Below are 987 nucleotides of genomic sequence, written 5' to 3' on the forward strand. Positions count from 1 at the left end.
CCGTGTACGCTTAGTCACTTAACCATACAACCCGAAAGGGTCTTGTGTATGATACAAATTTGTTTTCACTTTCAAAAAGTGAAGACAAAAAGCAACCAAGGTTTTTGGTTGTCATTAAGAAGGGTTAATTCTTAATAACTGTTTGCCGGACTCAATTTACTTTTTGTTTCCACTTTTTAATAAAAAGTAGAATCAAAAAATGAACAACCATTTCTGATCATTCGAATACAAGACACTTGAATGTGTTTGTTGTGTTTATACCGTTCTTATTAAATAAGAGCAGATAAACATTGAGAACTTTTAAATTTGATTAACTTAATCACAGCTTGAGCTGTTTGATTTCAATTTTTAAAGTGAAAACCAATTAAGTAATCAGTCAGCTTTCCAAATTGTTAAAGAGCAAGAGTTTTTAAAGTATTAAACTTTCAAAACCATTTTTAAATACACTCTGCTTTCTTTTACTAAAAAGTGTGCTTAAAGATGGTGGGCGATACCGGGCTCGAACCAGTGACCCCCTGCTTGTAAGGCAGGTGCTCTCCCAACTGAGCTAATCGCCCATGATAGTTTTGATTCCTTCATGGTGAAAGAATGGTGGAGCTATGCGGGATCGAACCGCAGACCTCCTGCGTGCAAGGCAGGCGCTCTCCCAGCTGAGCTATAGCCCCATATTTTTATTTCCTTGGGAGGAAATGGTGGGCGATACCGGGCTCGAACCAGTGACCCCCTGCTTGTAAGGCAGGTGCTCTCCCAACTGAGCTAATCGCCCCAAATTTTATTTCCTTGGGAGGAAATGGTGGGTCGTGCAGGATTCGAACCTGCGACCAATTGATTAAAAGTCAACTGCTCTACCAACTGAGCTAACGACCCAATGGTATCCCGTAGGGGAGTCGAACCCCTGTTACCGCCGTGAAAGGGCGGTGTCCTAGGCCTCTAGACGAACGGGACACTGCTAATTTATCTCCACTTTAAAAGCAGAAACAAACTTCG

At 41.5% G+C, this 987-nt stretch carries 5 tRNA genes; all 5 read right to left on the reverse strand.

Annotated elements, in window-relative coordinates:
* Positions 1–481: 481 nt before the first annotated feature.
* The 5 genes from L4B77_RS20070 to L4B77_RS20090 all read right to left on the reverse strand — a co-directional run bounded on the left by L4B77_RS20070 (position 482) and on the right by L4B77_RS20090 (position 945).
* Positions 482–557 (reverse strand) — tRNA-Val (locus L4B77_RS20070).
* A gap of 32 nt (positions 558–589) precedes the next feature.
* Positions 590–665 (reverse strand) — tRNA-Ala (locus tag L4B77_RS20075).
* A 25-nt stretch (positions 666–690) separates the two neighbouring features.
* Positions 691–766 (reverse strand) — tRNA-Val (locus L4B77_RS20080).
* A gap of 25 nt (positions 767–791) precedes the next feature.
* Positions 792–867: transfer RNA gene (locus tag L4B77_RS20085), tRNA-Lys, on the reverse strand.
* Positions 868–869: 2 nt separating this feature from the next.
* Positions 870–945 (reverse strand) — tRNA-Glu (locus L4B77_RS20090).
* Between the last annotated feature and the right edge of the window lie 42 nt (positions 946–987).

Source organism: Vibrio minamisatsumaniensis (assembly GCF_050337445.1).
In the GTDB taxonomy this organism is placed as follows: domain Bacteria; phylum Pseudomonadota; class Gammaproteobacteria; order Enterobacterales; family Vibrionaceae; genus Vibrio; species Vibrio artabrorum.